Here is a 22,234-nt window from a genome sequence, read left to right as displayed (position 1 = left end):
GCTGAATCCTAAGGTAGCAAATGCAAGGCGGTCATACAGAACACGCGAGAAGCTTCTCGCGTGTTCTGTATGACCGCCTTGCATTTGTAAATTTAAAGAGGGCTTACGCAGTGATTTAGCGTTTAGCTTTTGCGGGCTTCCGCGTAGCGGCTACTTACTGCAGACCAGTTCACGGCGTTCCAAAAAGCCTTGACGTAGTCAGGACGCTTGTTTTGGTACTTAAGGTAATAGGCGTGCTCCCATACATCGAGGCCCATGATGGGCGTACCGCGCTGAATGCCGGGAATGTCCATTAGCGGGTTGTCTTGGTTAGGAGTAGACGAGATGAACAGCTTACCTGCCTTATCCACGCTAAGCCAGGCCCAGCCCGAGCCAAACCGCCCCGTAGCCGCCTTGGTAAACTCGTCCTGAAACTTCTCATACGAACCAAAGGTGCTCGTAATGTCAGTGGCCAGTGCGCCGGTGGGCTGTCCGCCACCTTTTGCGGCTAGTATTTGCCAAAACATCGAATGATTGTAGTGTCCGCCCGCATTGTTGCGCACCGCGTCGGGCTGCTTGCTGGCAGAGGCCAGGAGGTCGGCCAGCGACTGCTTTTCCTGGGGTTTGCCCACTACCGCTTCATTTAGCTTCGATACATAGGTTTTGTGGTGGGCATCGTGATGAATCTCCATGGTACGCGCGTCGATGTGGGGTTCTAGCGCATTGAAGGCATAAGGGAGTGCCGGCAAAGTGAATGGGCCATCGGCAATAGGCGTGGCACGGGCTTCAGTTAAAAACTTTTCGTCGCGGGCGCGGGCTAGCAGAGCTGGGCTTACTAGGCCGCTGATGGCTAGTAGGAGGCCCTTCTGCAAGAAAGCACGTTTGTCCATAGTTGTAGTAGAGAGATGAGGGGTTACGGTTGACCTTGAGTTGTTACAAACGTCAATTTCTCTGAAAATGATAAGCTAAGGAGTAAATAGGGGAAAGAAAATTCTGGCTATTTACATATGAATAATAACAGAATAACTTGTATATATTAGTGTAGTGCTCAGCGCCACGGGTAAGCTGTTGCGCTTTTTAATCATTGACAACTACGTTTTCTATCAAACTACTTATGACACCAGAGTTACCGCCCCCTATTCAGTTAATGCAGGTGATGTTTGGGTTTGCGCCCTCTCGCGCTATTGGCGTGGCCGCCGAGCTGGGCATTGCCGATTTGTTGCAGGATGGCCCCAAAAGCGCTGGCGAACTTTCCCGTCGCACCAATACGCATGAGCGTTCCTTATACCGGGTGTTGCGCGCGTGTGCCAGCGTAGGTGTGTTCTCAGAAGATGAGGACAAGCGCTTCCGCCTCACGCCCCCAGCTGAGTCGCTGCTGAGCGATGTGCCCGGCAGCCTGCGGTCCTTCGTGACCCTGATGACCAACGACTTTCAGTACCAAACTTGGGCCGAATTGCTTTACAGCGTGCAAACGGGCGAGCCGGCTTTCGATAAAGTCTTCGGCACGTCGTCTTTCGATTATTTCTGGAAAAATGAAAAGGCGGGCAAAGTGTTCAACGATGCCATGTCGAGCAACAGTGCGTTTAGTAGCGCTGCCGTGCTTGAAGTTTATGATTTTTCGCCCTTCTCAACCTTGGTAGATGTGGGCGGCGGACATGGTCTGCTGCTGGCTTCTATCCTGAAAAAGTATCCCCAAATGCGCGGTATTCTCTACGACATGCCAGCTATTGTAGAAGCCGCCGAAGACCTCATAAAAACGCAAGGCGTAGCCGACCAGTGTGAGCGGGTGGGGGGCAGTTTTTTCGATTCAGTGCCAACGGGTGGCGATGCTTATATCATGAAGCACATCATTCATGATTGGGATGATGAGCAGAGCCTTACCATTCTGAAAAACTGCCACGCTGCCATGAAGCCCGGGGGTAAAGTGCTGGTGGTGGAAATGGTATTGCCCGAAGGAAACGAGCCGTCCTTCGGCAAGTTCCTAGACCTGCAAATGCTGTTGTATCTGCGCGGCTGCGAACGAACCGAACCCGAGTATCGGGCGTTATTTGATAAAGCCGGCCTAAAGCTTACCCGCATCCTGCCAACCAAGTCGCCGTTCAGTATCATAGAAGCCGTGCGAAAGTAAGAGAGGTGGTGTAGCAAACTCCTATAGTCAGAAGTTTGCTACACCACCTCTCATCGTGTGCTTGCTGCTCTATAGCTTTTTGGTGGTTGCCGCTCTCCCGTTTAAAATGTTCCTAATAGGCGCGCAGTGCTTCAAAAATCAAGGCGCAAGCCAACAGCCGGGTAGGTAGGAGGCATGCTGCCAGCTATCCATGACCCTGGACGCGCCTCCAGTTGTAGCGAGAGCATAGACTCGGCTTTGCGAGCATTACGTTTACTCGCCACAAATAAAGGTATGCTACTTAGCATGGCTACACCGCTTGCTGCCCCTACAAAGCCCCAAGTTTTAGCCTTTCGGTCTTCTTCTCTTACCTGATTGATATTAAAGGTTGATAATCCTCCTAGTCCCCTCAAGCCAGCAGTAGCTACCATAACAATTGAGGTAAGCCCTACAATCCCACCTCCAATGAGCAGGCACTTAGCACCACTTTTCTGTCTCTGACTCTTCAACCGATATGATTCGGAGACGCTAGCCTTGGTAGTGGCCTTTACTTGCTGAGCCTGAACAGGTACGGCCAACAGTAGTATAAACAGGCTGAGGAGTAGCGTACGCATATCAGAATAAGTTTATAGTGATAGTGGTAATAGAAGCGCTTGCTATTTCACTGCAATTATTTTTGGGCTAATTGAAAAAGCGGCTCAAATTGAAAAGTTGGCTCATGCATTGACTCGTTTGTCTATTGAATTTCATTGAGGAACCTATACTTCGGCTCCCGTCATTTTAGGAGCTACAGCACGTGCGACGCCTGGGGTAGTCGTAGTTATTGGCAGGCAAATAGTAAACTCGCTGTACTGCCCTTCCTGCGTTTCCACGCTTAGCGTGCCGCGGTGGCCTTTGGTAATGATGTCGTAGCTCAGGGAGAGGCCCAGACCCGTGCCTTCACCAGTGGGCTTAGTAGTGAAAAACGGCTCGAAAATCTTTTCCTGCACTGCAGCCGGAATGCCATTGCCATTGTCGCGGACCCGAATGCGGACATCTTTCTCCGTTTGCTGGGTCCGGATGGTTACTTCTGGCTGGAAAGCTTCGCCCAGTTGCCGGCGCTTTTCCGCGACGGCGTAAAATGCATTGCTGAGCAGGTTTATCAGCACCCGGCTCACGTCTTGGGGCACTATCTTCAAACTGGGCAGCTGGGGGGCAAAATCGGTGGTGAGCGTAACCTTGAAATCCTTATTGGTGGCCTGCCAGCTGTAGTGCGCCAAGCGCACGCACTCTTCGGCCAAGTCATTCAGATCGGTGGGCTGCGGCTCTCCGCTGCTGGCCCTAGAGTGCTCCAGCATGCTTTTCACAATGCGGTCAGCGCGGTGGCCGTGTTGGTTAATGCTGCGCTGATTGTGCGCCAGATCCTGCAGCAGCTCCTCAATGGTTGCGCGGCCCCTTTCCGACAGCTTTTCTTTCGCCAGTTCTTCCTGCAGCTCGGTGGTCAGCTCCACGCCCAGGTCGGAGAAGTTGGTAATGAAGTTCAGGGGGTTTTGAATTTCGTGGGCCACGCCTGCTGTTAGCTGTCCTAAGGAGGCCAGCTTCTCGTGCTGTACCAGTTGGGCCTGAGTGGCGCGCAGCTCGGTGAGGGCCTGGTCGAGGTCGTCGCGGTGGGCGGCTATTTCCAGGTTTTTCTCGTTGAGGTGGCGGTTAGCGCGCTGCTTCAGAAATACGTTGCGCAGTAGTAGTGCGGCCACGAGCAGTACCCCCAGCAGGCCGATCAGCAGGCCGTAGAGCTGCTGGCGCTGGCGCTCAACCCACTGAGTTTGAAGCTGCCGGTCTTTGTTGAGCAAGTCGATCTGGGCCTTTTTGCGGTCCATCTCATAGTTATAGCGTAGGGAGCTGGTACGGCGCTGAATATCCTCCCCGGAAAGCGAATCGTTGTACGCCATGTGCAGATTACGGTAGCGGTACGCCTGATCAAAGCTTTGGCGCTGGGCGTAGGCTTCGGCCAGCAGGTCGCTGGCATCGCGAATGATCATATTGCTACCCGACTTCCTGCTGAGCTCTAGGGCATGATGAGCCAGGGCGAGCACGCTATCGGTTTGATTAGCGAGCAGGTAGGCCCGGGCCAGCATCAGCTCTACCGCAGGCAAGTTGTACGTGTCCTGGGTAGCGCGCACCAACTGGCGAGCCCGCAAGCCGTGGGCCAGCGCTTCGGCCTGGTTGCCCTGCTGCCCATACACTTCCGCCAGGTTTATCTCGTCCGAAATCTCCCCACTTACATTGCCCAGCTTCTTGCTCATGCGCAAGGAGCTCTGGTGATAAGCAATGGCTTGCGGCCAGTTTTTGAGCGTTTGGTACGTAGTTCCTAAGGCGTTCAACGCCATCAACACTGTCTGGTCGTCATTGAGGCGCCGCGCATTTCCCAGCGCGGCGCGCAGAATAGACAGCGCCTCGGTATAGTCGCCCAGCTGGCTGTATATATTGCCCATATTGATTTGCAGCCGCGTGCGCGTTAGCAAATCACCGCTTTTCTCAGTCAGGGGCAAACCCTTCAAGGCCGACGAAAGGGCGCCAGCATAATTGCCCTGCAATAAGTCAATCCAACTCATTTGAAGCCAGAGCCGGCCCAGACCTTCCTGGTCGTTGCGCTTTGTAAACACATGCCGCGCCTGCCGCGCGTAGCGTCGAGCTAGGTCATAGTTGGTTTGGCGCCGGTGGATAACGCATAGGGCGAGTAGCGCTTCGGCCTCGCCGTCGCTGTAGCCAAGCTTACGGGAAAGGGCAAGCGCCTGCTCGTTGAGCTGTGTAGCCTGCGGAATGTCGCCAATCCGGACGGCAAATGCCAGCGCCAGCAAACGCTGCACCCGAACGGTATCGGCGCGGGGCTGGGCGCGAAGCAGCTGGCGCAGACTATCGGCGTTGGCCGGTGTCTGAGCGGGCGCTAGTTGGGCCCATAGGGTAAGGCTCAGCAGTAGTAAAGCCACTAATTGCTTCATGCTGGCGGGCACTAAAAGTGATAGGTTGCCGCAGGCGTCAGCAGGCGGTAGTAGTGAGGCCGTGGAGCTACCTCTCGTCGGTTTGTTCGGTTATGCTTGGCTGCTCTTCTACAAGGGTCGCTTGGGGTGGGTTGTGAATTACGCCTCCTTCCAACTCAGCGGTTATCGTTATAGGAGTGTCTTGTGTGCTGGAAACATCTGATGAATTGGGATTTCCATCCTGGCTTGGGTCGTCAGATCCAGCCGTATCCTTTTTTTTGATTTTGTATGTTGCCATCGTTAGGGTGTAATTAGCAGGCGCACTATTCTTCGTAGCTAATACCTGAATCTTATATGGCGTTTTACCTTTTAAAATACTGGATATCAATCCTACATATTCTTCATTAGCTACTGAACTATATACTATCTCTTTGGCTAATAACTGGGTATCAGCAACCTGTATAACTCGCAATTTAGTTTTACCTGAAAGGCTAAACTCAGCTACCCCTGGGCTTATTATCACAGGCTTTTGATCTAAATTTTCGCTGAATGCGGCAATATAGTCCTCCCACTGCTGTGCTGGCACAGGGTAAGTGACGGTTTTATCGTCATCAATCATAAGTAGTGTGTGTCAAGTAGTTGGAATGTGGTAATGTATACCGATGAGTAGAATAATGCAAATAAATGATTAATACTTTATATAAAATTGAAAATATACAATTGCTTACTGATAACATCTCCCAAAAAGTAACGCCCCCTTATTACTTAGATAAGGGGGCGTTTTTCTATGTCAGCCATATTGACTACTGAACTCGCTGACTAAGATTGGCCTGGTTAGTAATGGGCTTAGTATATTATTAGTGGTCGTCGTAGGGGCTGCTGTTTAGCAGTCATAAGAGAGAGCTGATACACGCCCGGGGGCAAATTTGGCAGCAAAAGACTCGTAGAACGGCCTTTAAACTGACTTTGCTGCACTATCTGGCCCAAAGAATTGCGCACTTCCATCCGGGTAGAAGACGACAGCGAAACTGCGTCGGGGAGGCGCAATTCAATTGCTTCGCCAGACCTAGCCGGATTGGGCCAAAGCTGCAGAAAAGTCGCTTCAGCAGGGACAGTTGCTGCCAGAATTAAGGCCTGAAATGAGAGGACAGAGTTGCCCGTGCCCGCATTGGTTCGTACGCTGATGGGCCCCGAAGTGATGCCTGGCGGCACTATAGCTTCTAACTGCGTAGCCGACTTTAGAGTAAAGGCAGTGGCCGGTATTCCATTGAATAATACGGCTATAACATCCACGAAGCCAGTGCCAGTCAGGCTGACAGCCTGGCCGGCCGCTCCCGAGCTGGGGGCATGAGTGGCGATGGTGGGAAGGGGGTAGCTATCGTAGACTTTCGTCAGAAATAGATTTGAAAAGACGGAGTTGCCTGTAAGGGTAGTTGTACCAAAGGTGGGTTCGCCCCGATAGGAGCCCATCAGCCAGATTCCTCCATCAGACGCTGCAGCCAATGTATAAGCCGCTTCATCATGAGCACCGGTGCTGCTCATGGCCCATTGCCAGGAGCCGGTTGTGCTGAGCTTGGCAATAAAAACATCATAGTTGTCAGCTGAGCTGGTATTAACTAGCTTGGTGGTACCAAACTGCGTTGCGCTGCTATTGAACGATCCCGTAATCACGGGCTGCCCGCTTTTGTTTAGTACAAGATCAGCGCTGAAGCCATTGGCGCCACCCTTCGTTGCCCAACGCCATGTGCCGTTATTGTTGAGGGAAGCTACAAATACAGAAGAAAAGTCACCTGGGTCGAGTGTAAGTGTAAGCGAGCCAAATGTGGCTGAGCTATTCCGGAAGCCGCCTGTAAGATAGATAAGGCCTGCTTGGTCAACGGCTATCCCTCCGACTGACAAGTTTTCCCTATTACCGACACTGACTGCCCACTCCCAAGTGCCATCAGGCGCTACTTTTGCCACATACGCGCCGGGAGTACCAGGAGTGCCAGGAGTGGCATTGGTGAGAGTGGTAGGGCCGAATCGTAGACTGGTGCCATCAAAAGATCCAGAGATGTAGGCATTACCGACGGCATCCACGGTCCCACTGTTAATGAAGTCGTGCCCGTTGCCCCCCGCGCTGACAGCTCCAAGCCAGCTGCCGGCAGCAGTAAGACGAGCCACAAAAATTTCCCCTGTGTCGTGCTGGGCCGTAGCAATCGGTTGGACGTTAGTAAGTTGTGTGGGTCCGAAGGTTGCAGTAGTTCCAAGGAAGGCACCAAATACCGTGATGATGCCGCCCGCATCTACGGCTATATCAACACTATAATCGTCGCCGGGGCCAATGTTGCTGACTGCCCATAGCCAGTTGCCGTCAACATCCAGCTTAGCCACAAACACATCGTAGTCGTTGGCTGGGGAATGCGCGAGGGTGTGAGCGCCGAACTTAGCGGTAGCAAGAAAATAGCCTGTGATGTACACGTTGCCATTTGCATCGAGGGCAATAGCGGAACCGTAGTCGCTTCCCTCGCTGCCGGCCTGAACGGCCCACAAGTAGTTGCCGGCCGCGTCGAACTTGGCTACAAACACGTCGTAGTATCTGTCGGTGCGGCTGGTAAGCTGCTGGGTTCCAAAAGTGAGCGTGCCGATAAATTCGCCCGTAACGTACACATTGCCCTGAGCATCGGTAACCGTGTTGCCGGGACCAGTCTCGCCGCGCCCCTGGGTATTACCTACTGAAAAAGTAGGGCCGAAATAGGGAGGTTGAGTTTGTGCTGACGCTGAGAAGTAGCTTAGAAAGAAGATAAGAAAACATGAGAAACGGCTGGTGTAGCCTTTGCAGAGTATGGGTAGATGCATTGAAACGAGTAAGAGTAAAAGTGAAATAGCAAATGAGTTATATCCTTTAGGAAGGCGGTCGTGCGGCGCGTGCTGCAACTTCCGCGGAGCCGAATCATCTTGGGGACTGGGATAGAGTTTAGTGCCAGTATAGCTGCTCTATGGCCTGAGCATAATAATATCGTGCCACGCCCAATGCTTTGGCGTGGCCTCTGTATGAGTGCATATAGATAAAAAAGCCCCCAGACGGCGCGGACGCCCTCAATCACCCCAGCCGCGCCTTCGGCGCGGCGTCCCCACTCTGCTTAATGCGCAGAATCATCTGAGGAGGGGAGTTGTCGTTCAGGCGGCGTAGGTGCCTTCTTCGGTGCTGCGGAGTAGTGATAAGGCGGTGAGAGTATCCGACAGGGATTGCACTTTTTCGGGTTTGGTGCGGCGGAAGCGGGGGCTACTTGGGTGGCGGTTAGCGGCTGTGGGGACTGCTGCACGGCGTCGCGGACGGCTTGCATTTGTTGGGCTAGCTCGGTGGGCCAGGGCTGGGGGCCAGTGGCGTCGGTGGGGGCGGTGGCGGCAGCGGCGGCGCTAGGGGGCAAATGTAGGGGGTGGTACCGCGTTGCTTCAAAAAAAAAGCTGCGAGGGTTATTTCAACCAGATCTCAACAGTGTTGCTCAACGCCCGTTGTTGGGTTGTACAGCACCTCCCAATCCAGACCGAAACAGCCCAGAGAGCGCATAACACCTTTGTCTTTCCTCGTACATATAGGGCTATGTTTGGAGTGAATGACATCCCGAAGTTCTTTCTGGCCTTCTTTCTGGTGCTGCCGGTTATTTCCTTTCTGCACGAGGCGGGGCATGTGTTCTTTGCCTGGCTTCTGGGGGGCAAAAACATCAAGGTTACGGTGGGCTCCGGAACAGTATTGTTCCGGGTGGGTATGCTGGAAGTGCGCCAATACTACTTCTGGTATGGTCAGTGCACCTTCGACAACCTGCGCTACAACCACCGCCTAGCCCATGTCCTTATTTTTGCTGGCGGCTCGCTTTTCAATGCTGTGGCCGCGGTAGTGGTGGTCTATCTTATTGAGAGCGGCCGGCTGGAGGCGAGCATGCTTACCTATCAATTTACCTATTTCTCCCTGTACTACATCTTCTTCGCCCTGCTGCCCATGCCCTATCCTGACGGCAACTACAGCGACGGCAAGGTGATCCTCAATTTAATCCGCAATAAGGAGCAAGCCGCGGAGAAGATCTACCGCGTGCAGTGGAATGAGGCAGAAACGCGATGGTATGTACTGGACCAGAACCAGGAGCTTGTCGAGTCCTTTGCCGATGAGGCGCAGGCGCTGGCAGAAGCCCACGCGGTGGCGCAGCGCAACCGCCCCAGCCGCCTGCTGCGCAGCCAAAACGGTCAGGAGGTAGAAGCCGGAAACTACCCGCGCGTGCCGCTATGACCATGCTTTTACGTCGGCGCCGCCGCTCGATAAGCCAGAAAATCTATCTCTCCGGTATTCCGTACCAAAGAAGCTAACAAGCCCCAGTCTATGATAGCCGCCATAGTTAGTTTCCTGGTAATGCTGAACCCGTTTGCCCTTTTCCTGTATCTGAAGCCAGTGATGCAAGATCTTTCGGAGACGGACTTTCGGTCGGTGTTCCTGAAGGCCAGCACCATCTCGTTCGGCATTTACCTGGTTTTCCTGCTGTTCGGCGACGTGGTTTTCCAGAAAGTATTCAACATCAATTTCGAGTCCTTCCGGATATTCGGCGGCATTGTGCTGTTTTCCTTTTCCTACATCTTTATTGTGCAGGGCAAGAAGGCCTTCATCCAGATTAAAGGTGACCTGCACGACCTGGCTTCCGAAATTGCCCTGCCTTTTATGGTCGGGGCCGGTACCATCTCGCTTACTATCCTGATGTCGGAGCAGTTACAGCTATGGCAAGGGGTAATGGCGCTCGTCCTGATCATGCTCATCAACTACCTGATCATTATGGGGCTGAAGCAGGTGCGCCGCGCCATGCGCTCCAGAAAATTTCAGATTGCCTTCGACAAGATCATGGAGCTGCTGCTGCGCATCAACGGCTTTTTCCTGGGCGCCATCGGCGTCGATATGGTCACCACGGGCGTTAGCAACCTGGTGCGGGCCGCCGGGCAAGCCCAGATGTAGCGCCTACTTTATCGCTTCCTCAGAGTAAACCAGCCACAGCGGAATGGGCAAATCCAGGTTGTAAATCTCTTTCGGCACGCTCCCAAAGCTTAAGGAAGGCAAAGGATTGTTTCCTTTCAGGCCCAGCACCAGCAAATCGTGTTTGCCCTTACCCAGGTGCAGACGAATGCGCTCCGCCACGCTTTTGTTGGCGGCTCGCACCAGCGTGTAAGGCACACCGGCCGTTTCCTGGTGTTTTCGCTGCAAGGCGGCAAAGCGCTCTTTCACAATCTCTTCCGCCTTCCTTACTGCTTTATCCTCCGAGATAAGCGGAAAGTACTGGGGTGGCAGCCGGTATACGTGCAGGATTTCCAATTGCAGCCCTAGCTGCTCGGCCAAGTTCTGACTGAGCCGGAGGGCATGCACTGAGGTATCAGAAAAGTCTATCGGCAGCAGCACCTTTTGAATGCTGGCGACGGCCGTTTCCGGGAAAACCAATACGCTGCACGGCAGAATCTGGAGTAGCTTGGTGCCGAGCGTACCGGTGCTTTTGTTGCTCATCTTTTTGCCGATCAGGGTCAGCTTTATTTGGTAGCGCTTTACCAGGTCGGCCAGTATCACCTCCGTGTTCAGCTCCTCGCTCACGAGCACCTCGTAGGGAGCGGCGTTGCCAAAATGCTCGGTCACGATGTCGTTGATGTTGCCTTCCACTTCGCTGGCCAGGTCCACGTCGCCGAACCATTCCCGGAAGTCAGCGCTCAGCTCGGCCCCCTTAATATTGTGCACAAAGTACACCTTGCCTACCGGTAGGCGCTCACAGATGGAGCGGGTGAAGGCCACCAGTTTTTCATCTATATCACTCAGGTCCAGGCAGACCATCATAGCGTCAATGGCAATCATAGGTTGGCGGCGTTTGGCGGTAAGGAGGTATCTATTTGTGTTTGTTGCGCTTTCGCACCCTGTTTTTGGGCCCGTTTGGCTAGCATCTCAGCCACCAGTTGCTCGTAGGCTTTTCGTTGCTGAGCGCTGCCTAGCTTCGTTTCCTCTTCCAGCTCTTCGCTTAGCCCTTTGTAAAGGCTGTAGCACATAAGCAGCAGGATGATGGCAAAGGGGAGCCCCGTGATGATAACCGCCGTTTGCAGGGCTTGCAAGCCGCCCCCCAGCAGCAGCACCGCCGCAATGCCCCCGCCCGATAGAGCCCAGAACACGCGGGTAATCACCGAAGGGTCGGGCCGGCCCCCGGACGTGAGGCTGACTACGACCAGCGATCCGGAGTCGGAAGAGGTGACGAAGAACCCGGTGATGAGCAAAATGCCGATAACCGACAGAACGGTTGGGAAAGGCAGCTGCTCGAAAAACACAAAGAGGGCCGTCGATACGTCGGCGGCTACGGCCTCGGCCACCGCCGTGTTGCCGGCCAGCACTTGGCGCAGGGCGGTGCTACCGAATACTGTCATCCACAGAAACGAGAGCAGGGAAGGCACAATCAGCACCCCGAGCACGAACTCCTTGATGGTGCGCCCTTTGGACACGCGCGCAATGAAGATGCCCACAAACGGCGCCCACGAAATCCACCAGGCCCAGTAGAACACCGTCCAGGTGCCTTGCCAGTTGCCGTTGCTGTAGGCCTCATTCCAGAAGGAGAGCTGCATAAAGCTGCCGATGTAGTACCCGGTGTTCTGCACATAGGAGCCCAGGATAAATACGGTAGGCCCCAGAATCAAAACGGCCAGCAGCACAAGCAACGCAATCCGGACGTTCCACTCACTGAGGATGCGCACGCCTTTGTCGACCCCCGTCACCACCGACACCGTGGCAATGCCGGTGATAACGGCGATGAGGATAATCTGGGTAGTGACGTCGTTGACGATAACCGGAAAAACGTGGTGCAGCCCGGCCGCCACCTGCTTCACTCCCAGGCCCAGCGAGGTGGCCAAGCCAAAGAGGGTAGCAATAACCGCCAGAATGTCAATAACATCACCGATGATGCCGTGAATCCGCTCGCCCAGAAAAGGGTAGAAAGCGGAGCGGACGGTCAGGGGCAGCTGGCGGTTGTAGGTGAAGAAGGCTAAGGCCAGCGCCACCAGCGCGTAGATGGCCCAGGCATGGAAGCCCCAGTGCAGAAAAGTGAAATTCATGGCTTGCCGGGCCGCCGCCGGCGTGCCCGGCTCCCCGAGCGGGGGCGTCTGGAAGTGGTTGATGGGCTCGGCCACGCTCCAGAACAGCAGGCCGATGCCCATACCGGCGCTAAAGAGCATGGCAAACCAAGACCCGGTGCTGAACTCCGGCCGGGCGTCCTTGCCGCCCAGCCGGATATTGCCGAACCGGCCGAAAGCCAGAAACAGGCAATAGGCCACGAAAATATTCACGCTCAGAATGAACAGCCAGCCCATATTGGACGTGACCGAAGCCTGTATGTCAGCAAAGAACACTTCGGCGCTTTTCCGGAAGATCAGGACAAGCGTGATACTGAGCACGAGTATCACAATGGATGGCCAGAACACCGGTCCGTTTACATCTAGCCCGAAAGATTTCTTGGCATCACTCCTTACTTTGCTCATACAGCGTGTTTTTATCGGCTAGAAATAGTACCCCATATTGATGTTGAAGCGCCGGTGCCAGTTGGTATCTCCGGGAGTACCAGTGGTAAAGGCATTTGTCCACTCAGGGCCCAGCCAGGGATGGTTATAGCCGAAAGCGGCGTCGGTATAGATGTACATCGGCCCGGCCGTAAACAACGCGCCCAGCACGTTCAGGTGCGCGTCCTCAAACCACTGATACGTTTGTTGTCGTAGCCGTAGTTGTCGTAAGTGATGCCCTGTAGCAGGCGCGTGTCGAGGGGGAGGTGGTAGGCTAAGCTGGCAGTGTATAGTTTGCCGCGGGTAGCTACGTTATAATTTGCCCCGTAGGCACCCATTTCAACATACTTTGCTTCGGCGCGCGCGGGGTACTCCGGGTGGAAGCGGTAGAGCATAGCCTGTAGCTTTTAGGTTCCAGGGGTGATGGGCAGACTTATACTCATAATGCACCGCACTGGCGTACCGGGTGCCGTTACGGTTGGTATCCAAGTTATAGAGCAGGCCGCCATGCAGGGAGGCGCCCAGCTCATGGGCCAGGCTGTCATACAGGCGCCGGACCAGCTTGAAATTAAGCTGGTTGTTTTCCTTGTTGCGCCCGGTCACGTCGTAGGAGTAGTGGTTGGGGCTTGCTTCGGCCGAGCTGAACACGAGACCTCCGCGCTTTTGTAGCACGCGGCCTGCCACGTTCTGTTAGCTCTAAGACGCCTGGGTAAATTCAACCCATCGTAAACATATAAAAAAGCCCCCCAGGAATAAGTTAGACCTTCCTAGGGGGCTTTTTAAGTTAGCTCAGACTGTACTTAGAACCATCATGCTTCGCTGCGGCATGGGGGTCTGGTTTGATTCATTGTCTTATTTGACCTGCCTGATAGCAGCCACAATGGACTTAGCGAAAATTGGGGCTACCAGCAACTGGCCGGCGTCGTTTAGGTGAACCCGGTCAGCATAGTAGGCTTTGTTTAGCTCGTTACCGGGCTGGCCAACGCGGGTGTCTTGGGCTATGTCGGCCAGCTCGTGGAAGAAGGTGTTGCCGCGGGCTTTGGCGGCGCGCAGGTTGGTGTTCACGGTTTGGCGGTCGCGCTCCTGGTTGGCGGGCGTGAACTCTTCGGAGCGGGGTAAGATGCTGCCCATCACGATTTTCCATTCCGGGTGTACGGCGCGCGCTTGGCGGCAAACTTCCAGCAATGATTCTTCCGCTTGCTTGGCCGTGGCACCGTAGTAAATGTGGTTGGTGCCTTCCCAAACTACCAGAACATTCACGTCCTTGCTCGGGTCGAAGGCGGCATTGATTTGCCGCATCTGGTCCAGTACCTGGGGCGTGACGTAGTTGGCTACCGAGAGGTTTTGCATAGTGCCCGCGCCTAGTCCGGCCGCTTTGCCTTGGGTTTCCAGCTCGGTTTGAATTTTGCGGTCCATTACGAAGCCGTTGTAGCTAGAGAATAGGCTGTTGCCGGTGAGCGTCACTTTATAGGTTAGCGGCATGGTAGGGGCAGGTGCCGGTTCGGGGGCGGATTCCTTAGAGCCGCAACTCAGTAGGCTAAGCGAAAAGGTGAGTAAAAGGCTATTGGTGACAGTTTTTGAAAACATGAGGGAGGAGGGAGGGATAATTAAAATGCAAACCTGGCGAAATAGTACACGCCAGTGCCGCCGGACGCGTGAACGTACACTGCAGGGAAAAGGATATTATTGGCAATGATTTAGCCGGTAATGGTGCACATGAAAAAGCCCCCCAGAAGTGAGCTTTTCACTTCTGGGGGGCTTTTTCACTAGTCGAATAGGCGGATATGCTCCTTTACGTTCGGCGTACGTGGATGCTTACCTGCTCGCCGTCTTCACTAGTGGTGGGCATAACATCGATGCGGTCGCCTTCGTCAAAGTACGTAGCCAAGCCGCGCACAATACCTACCGCCAAACCGCTCATGCGTCGCGGCGACACATAGTCGATGAGCAGCTCGTTTTCACTTAGGCGCTTTACGTTAAGCACTGGGGGGCTATTTTCGGGGTGCTCGCGCCTTACCTGCTTGTGCATCGTGAGCTCCGTATGCTCAATCATGTCGAGCGTTTTCCAGTCGGGCTGCACATACTTCTGATACATAAACATCAGGTCGGGCACTAGGTACTCGCCAAACTTTTCGTGCAACTCACCGGCAGGAATGCCAGTCATCTCGGCGGCCTGGCCTACCAAGGCATAAATGTGCTCGTCGGGATATACTGTTTTGTGGTCGAATTCAACGTTTTCGAGGCCGGAAAGCTCCATAAGCTTGAGCCAAGTGCTGTGGTCGTACTGGGTTTGAACGTATCGCTTAAGCAACATGATAACGGTGCCGTGCATAATCGGGGCTTAGGAATTTTATTATGAGGAAATAAGCGGATGGCATTTGCCTTAGAGCCACGTAGAATTAGTATTCTATACTAATTGGCTCCCAACTGGTGCGCAAATGTGTCCGATTGATGGCTCAGCTTACCTAGCTGCCATCTTGCTAATGTACGATCCCCAGCGTAAGGATTATATACTTGGCGCGGTCGTTCAAATAAGCAAAGCACTAGGGACGCACCTTTGCCTCTAAGCATTAAGGCCAAGGTTGGGGTAGCTAGCAATTGGTTTTGAGCTATTTACATAAAGGGCAGCAACGACCGCGACGACCAGATGCGAGCATGCTCTCTACACCAACTTATTGGCATTAGCTAATGCTACGCTTTAAGTATCCGAAGCTTCAGCCTTGAAAGCTGCGGCAGTGGGCATTTTAGAGCGAATGAATTTCACTGTACCGCAGAGTACAGGAGGGTTGCGGCAAGTACAGACTGTTACTTGTACACATGCTTCACGCCATTCGTGTACATAACGCCGGCCTTTACTTGCTCCGATTGCTGCTTCTCGTAGCACTCGGCCTGCCGGCTGGCTTCAGCCACGCCCAGCAGTTGCGCCGGCCCGTACCCGACAAGCTCGTGGTGCTCACCTTCGACGACGCAGCCGTAACCCACGTCACCTACGTAGCGCCTCTGCTCAAGAAATACGGCTTCGGCGCGACCTTCTATGTCTGCGAGTTCCGCCCCGATTTCGCCGACAAAACCAAGTACATGAGCTGGACCCAAATCGGGGAGTTGCACCGTCAGGGTTTCGAAATTGGCAGCCACACGCTCACGCATAAACACGTGAACAAGATGAGTGCGCCGGAGCTGGTGGCCGAGCTGGATTCCATCGAAAGTCGCTGCCACAACAATGGCATCGCCAAGCCGACCACGTTTGCTTACCCCGCTTACGACACGCACCCTATCGCCTTTACCGTGCTGCCCCAGCAGGGCTACCAGTTTGCCCGCGTGGGCGGCGACAAGCCCTACGACCCCGCCACCGATAATCCCTTGCTCATCCCCAGCTTCACTACTACCGGCACCGATAAGCAACGCGTACTCACGGCCATTCAGCAGGCCGTGGGGGGCAAAATTGTGGTGCTCACCGTGCACGGCGTCCCCGATTATGCTCACGACTGGGTAACCACACCGCCCGCGCTTTTCGAGGAATACTTGCGCTATCTGCACGACAATAACTATAAAGTCATTGCCCTGCGTGACCTCAAAAAGTATGTGCGCGTGCCGCCCGCCACGGCGGCGAGCAAGCCAAAGCCCTGAACTCCGAACTCTCTTAAGTCTCTCCCTCTCCCAACTATGAAATCAATCAGACTTTCACTCCTGCTCAGCGGCGGTCTGCTGCTCTTCGGGGCAAGCGCTGGAGCCCAAACCAAGCAGGAAACCGGTGGTAAGCCCATGCCCGCCGATTGGGTTGATCAGGACACAGGCCACAAAGTGATGCGCCTAACGCCCACCGACGGCGGCAACGCCAGCTTTTATTTCCACAACAACCCGTTCCTGCAAGGGAAAGCCGGCGAAGGGGACAAAATGGTGTATTACCACACCAGTGAGCGCGGCAAGCAGCTGCGCCTAGTAAACCTAAAAACTAAGCAGATAGAGCCGCTGACCCGCTACTTCAAATCGGTGAAGGGCGAAATAGTGGGCCGGAAGCGCCGCGAGGTGTTCTACCAGGTGCAGGACACGGTGTACGCTACCCACGCCGACACGAAAAAGACCCGTCGCGTCTTCGTGTTTCCGGCCGATTTCAAAGCCGACATCACCTCGCTGAATGCCGACGAAACCCAGCTCGGCGGCGCCTGGGGCACCGATGCCGAGAAGGAGATTTACCGCCAGTATCCGGCCAAAAGCGACTTTTTCAACCGCATTTACGAGGCCAAGCTGCCGCGCACCCTCTTCGTGGTGGACGCGGGCGGGAGCGGCAAGCTCACCAAGCTGTTCACTGACAACGCGTGGTTGAACCACGTGCAGTTTTCGCCCACCGACCCCGATTTGCTGATGTTCTGCCACGAAGGGCCTTGGCACAAAGTGGACCGAATCTGGCACATCAACACCAAAACCAAGGCCGTGAAGCTGGTGCACAAGCGCACCGTGGAGGGCGAAATTGCGGGCCACGAATTCTTCAGCCGCGACGGCAAAACCATCTGGTTTGACGTGCAGAAGCCGCGAGGCGTGACCTTTTACCTGGGCGGCACCGACGTGAAAACCGGTAACGAAAAGCTCTACCAAATGGACCGCAATGAGTGGTCGATTCACTTCAACATCTCGCCCGACCAAAAGCTATTTGCCGGCGACGGCGGCGACGCGGGCCAGGTAGCCAAAGCGCCCGACGGCATGTGGATTTATCTGTTCCGTCCTGAGGGCGACAAATTCAAATCGGAGCGGCTGGTGAATATGAAGCACCACGGCTATAAGCTGGAGCCGAACGTCCATTTCTCACCCGATGGCAAGTGGATAATTTTCCGGGCCAACTTCGAGGGTCAGGAGCAGGTGTACGCGGTAGAAATTGCCAAAGCGGCGTCGTAGCAAAACGCGCCCGAACAACTACAGAAACCACTAACATTTATAACACCACATACCATGACGACGACGCAGCGCTGGGGGGCTTTTTATTGTAAACTACTGATAGCGGCTTGCCTGCTTACCTTCCTCGGTACCTCGGCTCAGGCCCAGGATATGCCGAAAAAAAAGGACGTACTCAAAACCATGCGCAAGACCAACGCCTACTTCATGAAGAAGTGGCCGGACACGGGTAAGGAAATCGTGACGAACAAAGCACGTCCCAGCCACATCTGGACGCGCGCCGTGTACTATGAAGGCCTGATGGCGCTCTATGGCATTGATAAGCAGAAGCAGTATTACGACTATGCCGTGGACTGGGGCGAAAAGCATAAGTGGGGCATCCGCAACGGCATCACCGACCGCGACGCCGACAACCAGTGCGCCGGCCAAACCTACATCGACCTCTACAACATCGACCCCAAGCCTGAGCGCATCCGCGACATCAAAGCCGCCATCGACAACATGGTGCAAAGCGACAAGGTGGACGACTGGCACTGGATTGATGCCTTGCAAATGGCTATGCCCGTTTTTGCCCGCCTCGGCGTGATCTACAAGGATGACAAGTACTACGAGAAGATGTATCAGATCTACAACTACTCGAAAATGACTCACGGCACCAACGGCCTCTATAACCCGCAGGACCAGCTTTGGTGGCGCGACAAGGATTTTGTACCCCCGTACAAAGAGCCTAACGGAGAGGATTGCTACTGGAGCCGCGGCAATGGCTGGGTAGTAGCCGCCATGGTGCGCGTGCTCGACATCATGCCCCAAAATGCCCCCCACCGCGCCGAATACGAGCAAATGTACATGAGCATGATGAAGGCCCTGCCGCCCCTGCAGCGCCCCGACGGCTACTGGAACGTCAGCCTCCACGACCCCACGCACTTTGGCGGCAAAGAGCTAACCGGCACGTCCCTCTTCATTTACGGCATGGCCTGGGGTATCAACAACGGCCTGCTCGACGCCAAGCAATACCAGCCCGTCATCGCCAAAGCCTGGAACGCTATGGCCAAGGAGTGCGTGCACCCCAATGGCTTCCTAGGTTACGTGCAAGGCACCGGCAAAGAGCCCAAAGATGGCCAGCCCGTGAGCTACACCAACAAGCCCGACTTTGAGGACTACGGCCTTGGCTGCTTCCTGCTGGCTGGCAGCGAGATCTACAAAATGAATGACAGCAAATCAAAGTCAGTAAGCGCCGGAAACTAAAGAACGACCAGCTCCCCTCCTCAGCTGAGGAGGGGACGTTTTGGCGAAGCCAAAGCTGGGGTGGTTGACCTCGCTGCTTGGCTGTTTGGTTGAACGACAATCAAGAACGTCATGCAGAGCGGTAGCGAAGCATCTCGCTCGCGGTTATTGCCAAGCTAACTCCCTTAAGCGGTCGTCATCCTGAGGAACGAAGGACCTTATTACGCCGAAACGAGTCGTTGTTGCGCTAGTAGTTCTAATCCCATAAGGTCCTTCGTTCCTCAGGATGACAACCGTAGTGAGAATAATGCTTCAACGGGCAAACACCAGACAAAGCATAATAGCTAGCACCACAACGTCAGCACGCGAGATGCTTCGCTACCGCTCTGCATGACCGCCTTTGTAGACAACTAAACAACGACTGTCAACCACCCCCAACCCCTCCTCAGCTGAGGAGGGGAGCTAGCTCTAACTTAGCTTCTCTGGCCTTGGTCTTGTGGTCTTGGTCTAATTAGTCTTAGCTTCTTTGCGCTCCTACGCATCTCCTTAGCCCAACCCTCCAGCCTCGCACTCTTCCTTCCTCATGAAAAAGTCCCTATTCCTTTCCCTGCTTGTTGCCGCGGCGCTTCATCAAAATACCGCCTCAGCTCAAGCCCTGAAATGGCCCGAAATTACCCAGCAAAACAAGCCCTGGACGCGCTGGTGGTGGCAGGGTAGCGCTGTGAATGAGCAGGATCTGACGCGCTTGCTTACGCAGTATCAGCAAGCTGGCTTGGGTGGCACTGAAATCACCCCGATCTATGGGGTGAAGGGCGCAGAAAACCAGTTCATTGATTTCCTCTCCCCCAAGTGGATGACTATGCTCACCCACACGCTCACCGAGTCGAAGCGCTTGGGGATGGGCGTGGATTTGGCGCAGGCGTCCGGGTGGCCATTTGGCGGTCCGTGGGTCACGCCCGAGGATGCCTGCAAGTACGTGGCCTACCAGACGTATACTGTGAAGGGTGGAGAGCAACTGAAGGAGGCTGTCAGCTACATGCAGAAGCCCATGGTGCGCACGGTGGGCCAGCCCATTGACATCAAGCAATTGGTGGAGCCGATAGCCAAAAACAAGAATCTACAGCTCCACGCCTTCGACCAGGTGCGGTTCGAAAAGCCGCTGCCACTGCAGGCCCTCATGGCTTATTCGGAAAAGGGTCAAACGGTGGATTTGACCAGTAAAGTAAACGCCAGCGGCAAGCTAAACTGGACTGCGCCCGCCGGCAACTGGACTTTGTATGGCGTATTTCAAGGCTGGCACGGCAAGCAGGTAGAGCGAGCCGGCCCCGGTGGCGAAGGCGACGTGATTGACCACTTCTCCCAAACCGCCACCCAGCACTATTTGCAGCGCTTTGATGAAGCTTTTAAAGGGAAAGATGTATCAAGCATTCGGGCGTTTTTCAACGATTCCTACGAGGTAGACGACGCCCAGGGCGAGAGTAACTGGACGCCCCAGATGTTTGCCGAATTCCAGAAGCGCCGCGGCTACGATTTACGTCAGCACCTGCCCGCATTATTCGGCAAAGCCAGCGAAGATCAAAATCAGCGCGTGCTCACCGATTACCGCGAAACGTTGTCGGAACTGCTGCTGGAGAATTACACCAAAACCTGGAGCGACTGGGCTAAAACGCACAAAGCCCTGATTCGCAACCAGGCCCACGGCTCGCCAGCTAACATCCTCGATTTGTACGCCGTCACGGATATTCCCGAAATAGAAGGGGAGGATTTGCTACGAATTAAATTTGCTTCTTCGGCCGCCCACGTGACAGGCAAAAAGCTCACGTCGTCGGAGTCGGCTACGTGGGAAAACGACCACTTTTTGTCCAAGCTCAGCGACATCAAAAAAGCTATGGACCGCATGCTGCTCGGCGGCGTTAACCACACGTTTTACCACGGCACTAACTACTCGCCTCAGGCTGCGTCTTGGCCCGGTTGGCTGTTTTATGCGGCCGTGCACTTCAACCCCAATAACACGTTCTGGACGGATTTTGCCCAGCTAAACCGCTACGTGGCGCACGCGCAATCCTTTTTGCAGGCTGGGCAGCCCAGCAACGACGTGTTGGTGTACCTACCTATTTATGACTCTTATGGCAAGCCCGGCAAGGTCATGCTTCAGCACTTCGACGGCATCGACCACGGCTTCAAAGGCATGCCTGTTGGCGCTACCGGCGAGGCATTGCTAGCCAAAGGCTACGGCTTCGATTTTATTTCTGATCTGCAAATTCAGCAGGTAAAAAACACGGGTAAAACCCTGCAAACCGGCGGGGGATCAGCTTACCAAACTATTCTGGTGCCGGCCGCGCAAGTGATGCCCCTCGCCACGATGGAGCAGCTGATGAAACTTGCTCAGAATGGCGCTACCATCGTTTTTCAGGACCAACTACCGGCTGACGTACCCGGCTTAGGCAAACTGGATAGCCGCCGCGCCGCTTTCAAAAAGCTAGTTGGTACCCTCAAGTTTACCAGCAGCGGCGGTGTGCAGAAAGCTAGCGTGGGCAAAGGCTCGGTGCTGGTAGGTAAAGACGTGGATCAGGCGCTGACCGCCGCTGGCGTGCAGCGCGAAACAATGGTTGATAAGGGCTTAGAGTTCGTGCGTCGTCGTCATGATAAAGGATACTACTACTTCGTAGCTAACTGGGGCGAAAAGCTAGTAGAAGGGTGGGTGCCGCTGCGCGTGGGGGGCAAATCGGTGGCCCTGTACAACCCGATGACGGAAAAGCTAGGCGTGGCTACTTCCCGCACATCAGCGACCGGCACGGAAGTGTACGTGCAATTGGCCCCTGGCGAGTCGTGCATTCTGGAAACCAACGATGCCGCTCTGACTGGCCCTTCTTACGCTTATATGAAAGCGACCGGTGCCTCGCAGCCAGTGCAGGGAACCTGGGATGTGAGCTTTGTATCGGGTGGGCCGGAACTGCCTTCTAAAGCGCAAGTGAAAGACTTAAGCTCGTGGACCAGCTGGAACGGTGAGGCAGTGAAAAACTTCTCTGGCACTGCTACTTACGCTATTTCCTTTGCCAAACCCCAGGGCACAGGTGAAGGCTTTCTGCTGGACTTGGGCCGCGTAGCGGAAAGTGCCCGCGTGCAACTCAACGGCAAGGAGCTAGGCACGCTGGTAGGTCCGACGTATCAGGTGTTTGTGCCCAAAGAGCAAATGCAGGCCACAAATAAGCTAGTAGTTACCGTCAGCAATGGCATGGCGAATCGCATCATCCACATGGACCGCAACAAGGTGTCGTACAAGAATGCGTACAACATCAATATGTCGAGCAAGCTTAAGGAAAACCGCGGCGAAAATGGCTTGTTCACGGCCGAGAAATGGACGCCAAAAGAATCCGGCTTACTAGGTCCCGTGACCTTGACACCTACCACTACGAATGGGCAGCAAAGCAAAGCATCGCCAGGGTTGTAATTATGGTGATACAATGCCTTTTTAATCATCTGTCATCCTGAGGCACGAAGGGCCTTCTCTCCGATAAACAACTCGTGCCCCTGTGATAAGGCCCTT

Annotated in this window: 19 protein-coding genes; 8 read left to right on the top strand and 11 right to left on the bottom strand. The window is 54.6% G+C overall.

Features of this window, described 5'->3' with window-relative positions:
• Window positions 1–122: 122 nt before the first annotated feature.
• Window positions 123–869 (bottom strand): superoxide dismutase, encoded by a 747-nt coding sequence (locus ACW9KT_RS11990; RefSeq protein WP_457080651.1) that lies wholly within the window; start codon window positions 867–869, stop codon window positions 123–125.
• A gap of 224 nt (window positions 870–1,093) precedes the next feature.
• On the opposite strand from ACW9KT_RS11990, the gene ACW9KT_RS11985 reads away from it, so the two are divergent.
• The gene (locus ACW9KT_RS11985; RefSeq protein WP_457080649.1) at window positions 1,094–2,107 is read left to right on the top strand and encodes a methyltransferase; all 1,014 of its coding nucleotides are present in this window, start codon (window positions 1,094–1,096) and stop codon (window positions 2,105–2,107) included.
• A 737-nt stretch (window positions 2,108–2,844) separates the two neighbouring features.
• On the opposite strand, the gene ACW9KT_RS11980 is transcribed toward ACW9KT_RS11985, so the two are convergent.
• The 4 genes from ACW9KT_RS11980 to ACW9KT_RS11965 all read right to left on the bottom strand — a co-directional run bounded on the left by ACW9KT_RS11980 (window position 2,845) and on the right by ACW9KT_RS11965 (window position 8,453).
• Complete coding sequence (locus ACW9KT_RS11980; protein WP_457080647.1) at window positions 2,845–5,064, bottom strand: tetratricopeptide repeat protein; 2,220 nt, start codon at window positions 5,062–5,064, stop codon at window positions 2,845–2,847.
• 67 nt (window positions 5,065–5,131) lie between these two features.
• Window positions 5,132–5,662, bottom strand: a complete 531-nt coding sequence (locus tag ACW9KT_RS11975; RefSeq protein ID WP_457080645.1) for a hypothetical protein — start codon at window positions 5,660–5,662, stop codon at window positions 5,132–5,134.
• 227 nt (window positions 5,663–5,889) lie between these two features.
• Complete coding sequence (locus ACW9KT_RS11970) at window positions 5,890–7,881, bottom strand: SBBP repeat-containing protein (protein WP_457080643.1); 1,992 nt, start codon at window positions 7,879–7,881, stop codon at window positions 5,890–5,892.
• Window positions 7,882–8,165: 284 nt separating this feature from the next.
• Entirely contained in the window at window positions 8,166–8,453 is a 288-nt protein-coding gene (locus ACW9KT_RS11965) for a hypothetical protein (RefSeq protein WP_457080641.1), read from the bottom strand.
• A gap of 173 nt (window positions 8,454–8,626) precedes the next feature.
• On the opposite strand from ACW9KT_RS11965, the gene ACW9KT_RS11960 reads away from it, so the two are divergent.
• A complete protein-coding gene (locus tag ACW9KT_RS11960) occupies window positions 8,627–9,307 on the top strand; it encodes a site-2 protease family protein (protein WP_457080639.1) in 681 nt (226 codons plus the stop codon).
• A gap of 90 nt (window positions 9,308–9,397) precedes the next feature.
• Window positions 9,398–10,018: a MarC family protein gene (locus ACW9KT_RS11955; RefSeq protein WP_457080637.1), complete on the top strand. Its 621-nt coding sequence runs from the start codon at window positions 9,398–9,400 to the stop codon at window positions 10,016–10,018.
• A 3-nt stretch (window positions 10,019–10,021) separates the two neighbouring features.
• Here ACW9KT_RS11955 and ACW9KT_RS11950 read toward each other — a convergent pair whose 3' ends face one another.
• From ACW9KT_RS11950 to ACW9KT_RS11935, 4 genes are read right to left on the bottom strand one after another with little or no spacing between them, the layout of a single operon-like run.
• Window positions 10,022–10,897 carry a universal stress protein gene (locus ACW9KT_RS11950; protein ID WP_457080635.1) on the bottom strand — a complete coding sequence of 292 codons (876 nt, stop codon included), beginning with the start codon at window positions 10,895–10,897 and terminating at the stop codon, window positions 10,022–10,024.
• Window positions 10,894–12,558: a BCCT family transporter gene (locus tag ACW9KT_RS11945; RefSeq protein ID WP_457080633.1), complete on the bottom strand. Its 1,665-nt coding sequence runs from the start codon at window positions 12,556–12,558 to the stop codon at window positions 10,894–10,896. Before ACW9KT_RS11945 ends, ACW9KT_RS11950 begins: the two co-directional genes overlap by 4 nt.
• An 18-nt stretch (window positions 12,559–12,576) precedes the next feature.
• The gene (locus tag ACW9KT_RS11940) at window positions 12,577–12,717 is read right to left on the bottom strand and encodes a hypothetical protein (protein ID WP_457080631.1); all 141 of its coding nucleotides are present in this window, start codon (window positions 12,715–12,717) and stop codon (window positions 12,577–12,579) included.
• A gap of 32 nt (window positions 12,718–12,749) precedes the next feature.
• A complete protein-coding gene (locus ACW9KT_RS11935) occupies window positions 12,750–12,971 on the bottom strand; it encodes a hypothetical protein (RefSeq protein ID WP_457080629.1) in 222 nt (73 codons plus the stop codon).
• Between the two features lie 49 nt (window positions 12,972–13,020).
• Between ACW9KT_RS11935 and ACW9KT_RS11930 the strand changes: the two genes are divergently transcribed.
• Window positions 13,021–13,245 carry a hypothetical protein gene (locus ACW9KT_RS11930; RefSeq protein WP_457080627.1) on the top strand — a complete coding sequence of 75 codons (225 nt, stop codon included), beginning with the start codon at window positions 13,021–13,023 and terminating at the stop codon, window positions 13,243–13,245.
• A gap of 183 nt (window positions 13,246–13,428) precedes the next feature.
• Here ACW9KT_RS11930 and ACW9KT_RS11925 read toward each other — a convergent pair whose 3' ends face one another.
• Window positions 13,429–14,163: an SGNH/GDSL hydrolase family protein gene (locus ACW9KT_RS11925; protein ID WP_457080626.1), complete on the bottom strand. Its 735-nt coding sequence runs from the start codon at window positions 14,161–14,163 to the stop codon at window positions 13,429–13,431.
• Between the two features lie 205 nt (window positions 14,164–14,368).
• Window positions 14,369–14,908: a heme NO-binding domain-containing protein gene (locus tag ACW9KT_RS11920; protein ID WP_457080624.1), complete on the bottom strand. Its 540-nt coding sequence runs from the start codon at window positions 14,906–14,908 to the stop codon at window positions 14,369–14,371.
• A 485-nt stretch (window positions 14,909–15,393) separates the two neighbouring features.
• Here ACW9KT_RS11920 and ACW9KT_RS11915 point away from each other — a divergent pair, with 485 nt between their 5' ends.
• From ACW9KT_RS11915 to ACW9KT_RS11900, 4 genes are all read left to right on the top strand, one after another.
• Window positions 15,394–16,203: a polysaccharide deacetylase family protein gene (locus ACW9KT_RS11915; RefSeq protein WP_457080622.1), complete on the top strand. Its 810-nt coding sequence runs from the start codon at window positions 15,394–15,396 to the stop codon at window positions 16,201–16,203.
• 36 nt (window positions 16,204–16,239) lie between these two features.
• The gene (locus tag ACW9KT_RS11910) at window positions 16,240–17,466 is read left to right on the top strand and encodes an oligogalacturonate lyase family protein (protein WP_457080620.1); all 1,227 of its coding nucleotides are present in this window, start codon (window positions 16,240–16,242) and stop codon (window positions 17,464–17,466) included.
• A 54-nt stretch (window positions 17,467–17,520) separates the two neighbouring features.
• Entirely contained in the window at window positions 17,521–18,708 is a 1,188-nt protein-coding gene (locus tag ACW9KT_RS11905) for a glycoside hydrolase family 88/105 protein (protein ID WP_457080618.1), read from the top strand.
• Between the two features lie 562 nt (window positions 18,709–19,270).
• A complete protein-coding gene (locus ACW9KT_RS11900) occupies window positions 19,271–22,138 on the top strand; it encodes a glycosyl hydrolase (protein WP_457080616.1) in 2,868 nt (955 codons plus the stop codon).
• Window positions 22,139–22,234 lie beyond the last annotated feature (96 nt).

Source organism: Hymenobacter sp. HD11105 (genome assembly GCF_054051685.1).
This window is presented reverse-complemented; position numbering and strand designations above follow the sequence as displayed.

What these genes read in the sequence shown, in the direction of transcription:
- ACW9KT_RS11990 (WP_457080651.1), bottom strand. Translation starts at nt 869, where the DNA reads ATGGACAAACGTGCTTTCTTGCAGAAGGGCCTCCTACTAGCCATCAGC.
- ACW9KT_RS11985 (WP_457080649.1), top strand. Translation starts at nt 1,094, where the DNA reads ATGACACCAGAGTTACCGCCCCCTATTCAGTTAATGCAGGTGATGTTT.
- ACW9KT_RS11980 (WP_457080647.1), bottom strand. Translation starts at nt 5,064, where the DNA reads ATGAAGCAATTAGTGGCTTTACTACTGCTGAGCCTTACCCTATGGGCC.
- ACW9KT_RS11975 (WP_457080645.1), bottom strand. Translation starts at nt 5,662, where the DNA reads ATGATTGATGACGATAAAACCGTCACTTACCCTGTGCCAGCACAGCAG.
- ACW9KT_RS11970 (WP_457080643.1), bottom strand. Translation starts at nt 7,881, where the DNA reads ATGCATCTACCCATACTCTGCAAAGGCTACACCAGCCGTTTCTCATGT.
- ACW9KT_RS11960 (WP_457080639.1), top strand. Translation starts at nt 8,627, where the DNA reads ATGTTTGGAGTGAATGACATCCCGAAGTTCTTTCTGGCCTTCTTTCTG.
- ACW9KT_RS11955 (WP_457080637.1), top strand. Translation starts at nt 9,398, where the DNA reads ATGATAGCCGCCATAGTTAGTTTCCTGGTAATGCTGAACCCGTTTGCC.
- ACW9KT_RS11950 (WP_457080635.1), bottom strand. Translation starts at nt 10,897, where the DNA reads ATGATTGCCATTGACGCTATGATGGTCTGCCTGGACCTGAGTGATATA.
- ACW9KT_RS11945 (WP_457080633.1), bottom strand. Translation starts at nt 12,558, where the DNA reads ATGAGCAAAGTAAGGAGTGATGCCAAGAAATCTTTCGGGCTAGATGTA.
- ACW9KT_RS11940 (WP_457080631.1), bottom strand. Translation starts at nt 12,717, where the DNA reads ATGTACATCTATACCGACGCCGCTTTCGGCTATAACCATCCCTGGCTG.
- ACW9KT_RS11935 (WP_457080629.1), bottom strand. Translation starts at nt 12,971, where the DNA reads ATGCTCTACCGCTTCCACCCGGAGTACCCCGCGCGCGCCGAAGCAAAG.
- ACW9KT_RS11930 (WP_457080627.1), top strand. Translation starts at nt 13,021, where the DNA reads ATGCACCGCACTGGCGTACCGGGTGCCGTTACGGTTGGTATCCAAGTT.
- ACW9KT_RS11925 (WP_457080626.1), bottom strand. Translation starts at nt 14,163, where the DNA reads ATGTTTTCAAAAACTGTCACCAATAGCCTTTTACTCACCTTTTCGCTT.
- ACW9KT_RS11920 (WP_457080624.1), bottom strand. Translation starts at nt 14,908, where the DNA reads ATGCACGGCACCGTTATCATGTTGCTTAAGCGATACGTTCAAACCCAG.
- ACW9KT_RS11915 (WP_457080622.1), top strand. Translation starts at nt 15,394, where the DNA reads ATGCTTCACGCCATTCGTGTACATAACGCCGGCCTTTACTTGCTCCGA.
- ACW9KT_RS11910 (WP_457080620.1), top strand. Translation starts at nt 16,240, where the DNA reads ATGAAATCAATCAGACTTTCACTCCTGCTCAGCGGCGGTCTGCTGCTC.
- ACW9KT_RS11905 (WP_457080618.1), top strand. Translation starts at nt 17,521, where the DNA reads ATGACGACGACGCAGCGCTGGGGGGCTTTTTATTGTAAACTACTGATA.
- ACW9KT_RS11900 (WP_457080616.1), top strand. Translation starts at nt 19,271, where the DNA reads ATGAAAAAGTCCCTATTCCTTTCCCTGCTTGTTGCCGCGGCGCTTCAT.